The following is an 8522-nucleotide window of genomic DNA, read 5'->3' on the forward strand; positions in this document are numbered from 1 at the left end:
GCCTCGTGGGCATTCAGTCGCAGGGGAAATTGACCGTTAGCCGCCACTTATACCAACCGCCTCCGCACCTCGGCATAGGGATAGTTCTCCAACGCGGCAAAGCCGCCGAGTTGGCGTGCCTTGAGCTTGGTGAACAGCGGCACGCTAATGCCGCAAAGGAAGCGCGTTAGGCACTCGGCGCTGGGCTCGGCACCTTTCAAGTCGCGGTATTTCTGCCTGAACCCACTGCATAAGCTCCACAAGTCCTGTTCCGCCAGCGGCGGCAAGGCCGGCGGTGCCGGCAGCTGGGCAACCTGGCCGCGACACACCGAACAATGCCCGCACTGCTGCGGCGCGTTGCCGTCACCAAAATAGCCAGCTAGGCGCTGACTCAGGCACTGCTCACTGGCGAACAGCGCGAGCATGGCGTGAATCCGCTGAATTTCGCTGGCTTCCTGCTGACTGAAATAGTCATGCAATTCGGCGCTTAACGCCACCGGATCAAAGCCTGGGTCGAGCAACGCGTAGACCTCGGTCATCTGCTTGCTTTCCAGCTCGATCCAGCCCTGCTCCTGGAAGTAGTCCAGCGCCTTAACCACCCGGCTGCGTTCGGCCTGATGGTGTTGATAGAGCTGGTCGAAATCTACCGTGCTCCAGGTACGTGCACGCTGCGAGGTGCTGATCAATGCCTCAACGAACTGCCGCCGCTCACCAGCGAACTTACTCACCAGTGCCTCAGGCTCTAGCAGGTATTTAAAGCGGTACTCGGCAAAGTAGGCGTAACGCGGGGCGATGATGCCGCGTAGCTCCAGCTGCACCAGCAGGGTTTTCAGCGGCAGCTGACGGATATTGCTCTGCTCACTGAGGGCATTCAGCATCAGCTCCCACTCGCCGCCCTGGCTGTTGTGCAGCAACTCATCCAGCACGCAACGAATGCCATCCCGCTCCGGCGTATCACCGTAGACGAAGTTTTCCAGCACATTGAGGCTGTCGCGGTTGGCCAGTACCAAACAGTCCGAAGGCTGACCGTCACGCCCGGCCCGGCCGATTTCCTGGCTGTAGTTCTCGATGGATTTGGGCAGGTCAAAGTGCACCACGTTGCGGATATCACTCTTGTCGATGCCCATGCCGAAGGCGATGGTGGCGACGATGCAATTGATCTGCCCGGCCATAAACTGGCGCTGAATCGCCTCGCGCGATTCATGGGGCATGCCCGCATGGTAAGCGCTGGCGGCAATACCACGCTGGCTCAGGCGCGCGGCCACCTGCTCGGCGGTCTTCTGCTGAGTGACGTAAACGATGCTCGGCTCACTGCCCTTGGCCCCCAACCACTGCTCCAGACGGCGCTGTTTGTCGGCTCCGCTGACCGGCTCGACCAGCACGTTGAGGTTAGCGCGGTAGAAGCCAGTGGTGACCACATCGTCTGGAGCGATGGCAAATTTTGCCTGCATGTCGGCGATTACCGGTGGCGTCGCCGTAGCGGTCAGCAACAGCACCTGGGCAATGTTGAACTGGCGCTGATAGTCCGGCAGCTTGAGGTAATCCGGGCGGAAGTTATGCCCCCACTCGGAGATGCAGTGGGCCTCATCGATCACTAACAAGGAGATCGGCACCTGGCCGATAAAATTACGGAAGCGCTCGTTCTTCAAGCGCTCGACCGAGATCATCAGAATCTTCAGCTCGCCGGATTTCGCCCGGGCCATCACTGCACTGGCAGCCTCGCGGCTTTGCGCCGAATCGATACTGGCCGCGCTAATGCCGCGGGCATGCAGAAACGCCAGCTGATCCTGCATCAAGGCCAACAGTGGCGATACCACCAAGGTCAGGTGCGGCAGGTGCAGCGCTGGCAACTGGTAGCACAACGACTTGCCCGAACCGGTGGGGAAAATGGCCGCCGCCGAACGCCCGGCCAGCACTGCACTGACCACCCGCTCCTGGCCAGGACGTAACTGCTGGAAGCCGAACACGCGCTCAAGGGTACTCATAACTGCGACTCCATTGACCGCCACAGCGGCAAACAACGATTAAGACTTACAAGCGTAATCCGCTATCGCCAATCCAACTAACACCAGCGGCCACAGAGGCGTACAGTCAATCCATAGACGGTGGAAAAGGAGATGAGTATGCAGGTATCTGGTTTCAACGGCAGCTTGCCGGTTACCAGCTAGATCGCTCGTCAGGGCCAGATGGCCGCACCAAAAAGCTCCGGATACCCGGGGTAGTGACCGCCAAAGCGGGCTGATGAGTACACCGGTTGGTAGCGTCCACGTTCGCCGTGAGCTGTGCAGTCCCTAGGCCTAACGCCGCCATGCAACTCGAAAGCGCCAGCGCCACCAGCAACATATCGACACCTACCTGGCAGTAGCCAGCCATGCTGAAGTCGACAGTTGTAGGTCAGGCCACTGGAAATCGCCTGAGCTGCTAACCCGTTAGATCTGTGGCAAAACTCAGCTACATAGCAACACCTGAGGCCGTGTAGAGCGGTCACCTGAGTAGCGTTACAACACAACTGCACCACGTGCCTGATCTGTTTGCAGATACGCACAAAAAGCCGCCTCCGGGCGGCTTTTCCGTTTCTTGCCGCGCCGGCAAAGCGCCCCCTACATGTCTGACCTGTCAGAGCGTGACTGCCATAGGCATAAAAAAACCGCCGATCAAGGCGGTTTTTTCACAACGGCTGCCGCTTAGAGCTGCGGACCGGCATTACGGATGGCATCGGACACATCGAACTTTTTGAAGTTCTCAATGAACAGTCCAGCCAGGCCTTTGGCCGCTTCATCGTAGGCGCTCTGATCTGCCCAAGTGTTGCGTGGGTTGAGCAGATTGGTTTCAACACCAGGCACCGACTTCGGCACGCTCAGGTTGATGATCGGCAGTTGCTCAGTTTCGGCACCGATCAGCGCGCCGCTCTGAATCGCCGCGATCACGCCACGGGTGGTGGGGATATTGAAGCGCTTGCCGACGCCGTAGCCACCACCAGTCCAACCGGTGTTGACCAGATAGACCTTGGAGCCGAAACCGCGGATACGCTTGATCAACAGCTCAGCGTACTCGCCAGCCGGACGCGGGAAGAATGGCGCGCCGAAGCAGGTGGAAAAGGTCGACTTGATGCCGCCGCCGCTGCCCATTTCGGTGGAACCGACCAGCGCGGTGTAACCGGAGAGGAAGTGGTAGGCCGCTTGCTCTTCGTTGAGGATCGACACCGGTGGCAGCACGCCCGTCAGGTCGCAAGTCAGGAAGATTACCGCGTTCGGCTCGCCACCGAGGTTCTTCTCGCTGCGCTTTTCGATCAGCTCCAGCGGGTAAGCCGCCCGGCTGTTCTGGGTCAGGCTGTCATCGGCGTAGTTAGGTACACGGTTCTCATCGAGAACGACGTTCTCCAGCACAGCACCAAATTGAATGGCTTTCCAGATTACTGGCTCGTTCTTCTCGGACAGGTCGATGCACTTGGCGTAGCAACCGCCTTCGATGTTGAACACCACGCCCACGCCCCAGCCGTGCTCGTCGTCACCGATCAGGTAACGGCTCGGGTCGGCGGACAGGGTGGTCTTGCCGGTACCGGACAGGCCGAAGAACAGGGTCACGTCGCCTTCTTCACCGATGTTGGCGGCACAGTGCATCGGCAGCACGTCGGCGTCCGGCAGCAGGAAGTTCTGCACGCTGAACATGGCCTTTTTCATCTCACCGGCGTAACGCATACCGGCGATCAGGACTTTCTTGGCGGCGAAGTTGAGGATCACGCAACCGTCGGAGTTGGTGCCATCACGCTCGGGCACGCACTCGAAGTTGGCCACGTTGAGGATCTGCCACTGGTCTTTACCAGCCGGGTTGTACTGCTCTGGGTTGATAAACAGGCAACGGCCGAACAGGTTCTGCCAAGCGGTGGCGGTGGTCATCTTAACCGGCAGGTAGTGCGCGTCGGCAGACCCTACATGTACATAGGAAACGAAGCTGTCCTGGGCATCGGAGAACGCCTGTACGCGGTCCCACAGGGCATCAAACTTGTCGGCTGGGAACGGACGGTTGATCGCGCCCCAGGCGATTTTCGCCTCGGTGCTCGGCTCTTGCACGATGAACCGGTCAGCCGGCGAGCGACCCGTGCGATGGCCAGTACGGACAACCAGCGAGCCGTTGGCGGCCAGCTCGCCTTCACTGCGACGAAGAGCTTCTTCGACCAGTTGGGCGGCGCTGATGTCGGTGTACACGGCGTTTTTGGCTTGCGTCATGTGGGTCCCCATCGGCCATACGGCCGAGTCTCCGAACGTTTTGTAGTAGAAACAAAGCTCTACTACAGAGAAAAAAGTGCGCCGGATTATGCCAGAAAAAGCAGGCTGCGAGTGCAGCCTCTGATCAAATCATCACGGCGTGGTTTGCGGCTATTTGCCTCAGTGACGCGTATCCGATGGTGCGTCACTGCTGCCATCGATAAACAACTGCAGCACATCGGCGGCATCGAACAGGTAGCGCTCGTTGCAGAACTGGCAATCGATTTCCACGTGACCACCGTGTTCCTGCACCAGCACTTCGGCATCCGCCTGGCCCAGACTGATCAGCGCCCGGCTGGAGCGTTCACGCGAGCAGCTGCAACGAAACTGCAGCGCACGCGGGTCAAACAGTCGCAGCGGGTCCTGGTGATACAGACGGTGCAGCAGGGTTTCGTTATCCAGGCCCAGCAGCTCTTCGACCTTCAAGGTATCGGCCAACGCCAGGGCATGCTGCCAGCTCGCTGCTCGCTCTTCATCGTCTTTGATCCGATCCGCCGGCAACTGCTGCAACAACAGGCCACGGGCACGCTGGCCATCGGCGCTGAGCCAGAAGCGCGTCGGCAACTGCTCGGAGGTGGCGAAGTAATTGCTCAGGCAGTCAGCCAGGGTGTCGCCTTCCAGGTCAACGATGCCCTGATAACGCTGCCCGGATTTCGGCTCAACCGTCATCGCCAGCACGCCATCGGGCATCAGCTCACGCAGGCTGGCATCGGCGCCAATCTGTTCGGCGTGATAATGCGCAATGCCGCGCAACTCACCTTCACTGGAGCACTCGACCATCAGCAACGGCACGGCACCGGAGGAGCGCGCCTGGAGAACCAGCAGCCCCTCAAACTTCAGCGTGCCAATCAGCAGGGAGGCGGCCGCCAGCAGCTCACCCAACAGCTGGGCGACAGGTTGTGGGTAGGTGTGCTTAGCCAGGACATGGGTGTAGCTGTCGGTCAGGCCGACCAACTCACCACGAATATCACTGTCATCGAACAAAAAACGCTGGGAAAAATCAGGCATGCCAACTTCACTAAAGGTGACTCGGCCCGTGATTTTAGGCGCAAATGCCCGCATGACCAAGCGCCTCTTGTCTATCGGCCGCGCGGGGTCATGACTATCGCCCCAAGACGTCGACTCAACGCACCATCAACAGCAAGCCATTAAGCACCACGATCTGATCTTCGTCGAAGGACCGCCCCAGCCCGGTCATGCCGTCGCGCTCGTCCGCGCTCCACAGACTCGAGCGCGGCGCGGCCTGGCTGGCCTGGAGCGTCTCGCGCAGGCGGCCAAAGCTGGCATCGATATGGCCGTCGAAATACTGATCCAGAGTGCTGGCCATGGCCGGGGTCAGGCCATCCAGGGTCATTACGTTACGGTTACGTAATTGGTAGCTGCCAGAGGTCGCACCCGGCTCAGCCCAAGCCACACTCTGAAAGCACACCGCCAACTGCTGCGGGTTGCCATTACCGTCCTGATACACATACAGGTCTTCCAGGCCCTCAGCTCGACCGGCCGGCAAGTCCACGCCCGCGGCCTGCATGGCATCGCGTAGGGCCTGGCCACATAGCGCCACGCCGCCATTGTTGACACGCCCGCTGGGCGAAGCCGGTTGGTCACCGGGAACATGGCCACTGCCACTGAGATAGGCATCGTAGGCCAACGCCCAGCCCTGCACAAAGTCGCTGGCGACCCGCTGCATCTGTGCAGCCTGGTAGACATTGCGGCCGATGCTGACCGCACTGAGGATCAGGCCGATAACCACCAACACCACTGACATTTCCAGCATGGAGAAACCGCGCTGGACGCGGGGGGACGACATAGACGAAGGCATGGCAATTCCTATGGAAGCGGGGTCCGGAGCATTCGGTGCCCCGGGCGTGGTGTCGGGGGACTCAGCGCGGATCGTCCGGCACATCGATGTCCTCCACCGAGCAGAAGTTGAGGCTAAAGGGGTTCACGGCGATGGGGGCGATGACCTGCGGCGGCATGTCGACCTCGGCAACGGTGTTCCACCACTGTGCGCGGTCGCCGCGCACCGCGTTGGCCTGGATCGCATCGGTGTAGCGGATGGCCAGATCGCGGTAATGAACTGAGTGGTCCTTGAGCGCCTCGGTGCCGATCTTGGCGCAGACGGCGAAGGCCAGCCCGGTGGCTGCCCCCGGCACGCCGGCGGCGTTGGTGACGATATCGATGACAGCGATGGGCACGTTGACGCCCATCAGGCCATAGGTGATCAGCGAGTCGGCCAGGGCGATCTGCATGTCGGTGGCGGCCTGGGACACCCCGGCCACCGCGCTGAGCGTGCTGGCGGTACCCATGGCGACATTGGCCTCGGCCAGTTCGTCGTTGAGATCCTGCAACACCGCGTAATCAATGGCGCCACGCTGCAGGGTCAGGGCGGCAGTGCCTACGTTGAAGTGCGCGCTGCCCGCCGCCGCCAGCACCTCGCTGCAGGCCAGTCGCGCGTACAGCTGGGCGAAGCCCACGGCGCGCACCCGATCGTCGTTGTTCAGACTGTGGGCCTGGGTCGGCGCATCGAACCCGACGCCCTGGGCCTGCAGGCCATCGGCCGGCGTGCCATCGCCGTCGCGGTCGCGCACCCCACCCAGTGCCAGGCCGTAGGCCACGTTGGTCGAGCCCGCCGGCCCCACCGTGTGCACCTGGGCGGCGGAGAAGGGCGCGCGGGCGCCGGTGTTCAGACCGCTGCAAAAGTCCAACAGGGTGTTCTGCCCCAGCAGCGTCGCGGTGGCCAGCACCGCGCCCGGCACCACCTGGGCGACCAGGGGCGAGAAGCGGTCTTTGGCCACGCCCAGGTCACGGTCCAGGGCTCCCGGCAGCGGGGCCTGGTAGACCTGGTAGCGCACCTGGGCGGCCTGGAAGCTGGCCATGCCTAGGGTGCGGGCCGGCAGGCGCTTGCTCACCCCGGCGCCAGCGGCCCCGCAGTTCTCCAGGCCGTCGCCATCGGTGTCGGCGCAGGGCAGACGGTTGTGCGTGAGCACGAAGCCCGTCAGGGCCTGGTCCGCCCGCTCCAACAGGCTGCGCTGGGCGCTGGCCTGGGCCTGCAGGTTCTGGCGCTGGACGAAGGTCAGCAGCAGGACCGCCATCACGCCGATCACCGCAATCGCGATGGCCAGCTCCAGCAGGGAAAAACCACGCTCATTACGCCTCATGGCAGCAACCCTCGATTGTGTTGAAGCACGGCCGCGGCCAGCGCCAGAGTCTCTGCCTCGACAAACCGGGCCAGTTCGAGAACCGCTGCCGCCTTCTGCTCTTGAGCGAGCTCCTCCGCCTCCTGCGCACCCAGCAGCTTCGAGGTCGCGCTCTGCACGCCCTTGATCGCCAGGCCCACGGCGACCCCCGCTTTGACTACCACCACCGCGCCGATACCCGCGGTAGCCGCGGCCTGGTAGACCGCCGAGGCCGTGGTACCTAGGGTGATGACCAGCTCGGCGGTGGCCAGGCCCAGGGCCGCGGTGGCCATCACGGTGTTCTGCCGACGCACGTGATGCCCCAGGATGCGGAACTCGTGGTACAGCTCAGCGAAACGCCGGTTGTCGTAGCCCACATAGGCGCTGCGCGCAGCACCATCGGCGCGGCTAATCGCTGCGGGGCAGCCCAGGCGTCCTGCCAGCTCGGCAAAGCCGACCAGCAAGGTAGCGTCGTCGTAGTCCAGCCGCTGCGGTCGATCGCTCGGTTCGAAGCCGACGCCGGCATTCAGGCCGTCGAAGGCATCGCCGTCGTTGTCGGCATCCCCCCCGCTGGGATGGGCCAGGGCGAAGGCCACCGCCACCGCCGGACTGCCGCCGTCCACGCGGCCGGACTGGGGGTTCAGTTGGCCGTTGTGCAGCGCCTTGCACAGGTCCAGGCCGTTGACCGCGGTGAGCGCGCGCGGGCCATCTGGCGGCAGGCGGGGTTCGAAGCGATCCAGGCTGAGCGCCAGATCGGCATCAGCCAGGGCCGTGGCGCCCGGCGCCCGGTAGACCCCATAACGCAGGGGCGGGCCGCTCAGTCCCAAGGTTGCCTGGGGCAGCCAGCGGCCGGCCTGGGCACAGGTCTCCAGCCCGCCGGGCTGCGTCGCCGGACAGGGCAAACGGTGCTGGGTCAGGGCGAAGCCGCCGAGTGCCTGCTCCGCCGCTGTAAGCTGGGCCTGCACCGCCGCGCGGCTCTCCAGCGGGCGCAGCAGGGGCAGCAACTTCCACAGCGCCGCGCCCAGCAGGCCGGCGATCAACAGCACCACCGCCATCTCGAGCAGGGAGAAGCCGCGCTGGCTGCGAGCGAGCGGGTTCATCG

At 63.0% G+C, this 8522-nt stretch carries 6 protein-coding genes; all 6 read right to left on the reverse strand.

The window, feature by feature from the left end; genetic code table 11:
- Positions 1–47: 47 nt before the first annotated feature.
- Positions 48–1964: a RecQ family ATP-dependent DNA helicase gene (locus tag ACEPAJ_RS20350; protein ID WP_425917436.1), complete on the reverse strand. Its 1917-nt coding sequence runs from the start codon at positions 1962–1964 to the stop codon at positions 48–50.
- Positions 1965–2663: 699 nt separating this feature from the next.
- Positions 2664–4205, reverse strand: a complete 1542-nt coding sequence (locus ACEPAJ_RS20355) for a phosphoenolpyruvate carboxykinase (protein ID WP_425917438.1) — start codon at positions 4203–4205, stop codon at positions 2664–2666.
- Between the two features lie 159 nt (positions 4206–4364).
- Complete coding sequence (hslO, locus tag ACEPAJ_RS20360) at positions 4365–5252, reverse strand: Hsp33 family molecular chaperone HslO (RefSeq protein WP_425917440.1); 888 nt, start codon at positions 5250–5252, stop codon at positions 4365–4367.
- A gap of 115 nt (positions 5253–5367) precedes the next feature.
- On the reverse strand, positions 5368–6063 hold the full coding sequence (locus tag ACEPAJ_RS20365) for a type II secretion system protein (protein WP_425917442.1): 696 nt from the start codon (positions 6061–6063) through the stop codon (positions 5368–5370).
- Between the two features lie 61 nt (positions 6064–6124).
- Complete coding sequence (locus ACEPAJ_RS20370) at positions 6125–7402, reverse strand: type II secretion system protein (protein WP_425917444.1); 1278 nt, start codon at positions 7400–7402, stop codon at positions 6125–6127.
- Positions 7399–8520 carry a type II secretion system protein gene (locus ACEPAJ_RS20375; protein ID WP_425917446.1) on the reverse strand — a complete coding sequence of 374 codons (1122 nt, stop codon included), beginning with the start codon at positions 8518–8520 and terminating at the stop codon, positions 7399–7401. Before ACEPAJ_RS20375 ends, ACEPAJ_RS20370 begins: the two co-directional genes overlap by 4 nt.
- Positions 8521–8522: the final 2 nt, after the last annotated feature.

The sequence above is a fragment of the Pseudomonas sp. GWSMS-1 genome (genome assembly GCF_049847425.1).
In the GTDB taxonomy this organism is placed as follows: Bacteria; Pseudomonadota; Gammaproteobacteria; order Pseudomonadales; family Pseudomonadaceae; genus Aquipseudomonas.

Coding starts and splice junctions, on each gene's coding strand:
- ACEPAJ_RS20350 (WP_425917436.1), bottom strand. CDS start 1,964: ATGAGTACCCTTGAGCGCGTGTTCGGCTTCCAGCAGTTACGTCCTGGC.
- ACEPAJ_RS20355 (WP_425917438.1), bottom strand. CDS start 4,205: ATGACGCAAGCCAAAAACGCCGTGTACACCGACATCAGCGCCGCCCAA.
- hslO (WP_425917440.1), bottom strand. CDS start 5,252: ATGCCTGATTTTTCCCAGCGTTTTTTGTTCGATGACAGTGATATTCGT.
- ACEPAJ_RS20365 (WP_425917442.1), bottom strand. CDS start 6,063: ATGCCTTCGTCTATGTCGTCCCCCCGCGTCCAGCGCGGTTTCTCCATG.
- ACEPAJ_RS20370 (WP_425917444.1), bottom strand. CDS start 7,402: ATGAGGCGTAATGAGCGTGGTTTTTCCCTGCTGGAGCTGGCCATCGCG.
- ACEPAJ_RS20375 (WP_425917446.1), bottom strand. CDS start 8,520: ATGAACCCGCTCGCTCGCAGCCAGCGCGGCTTCTCCCTGCTCGAGATG.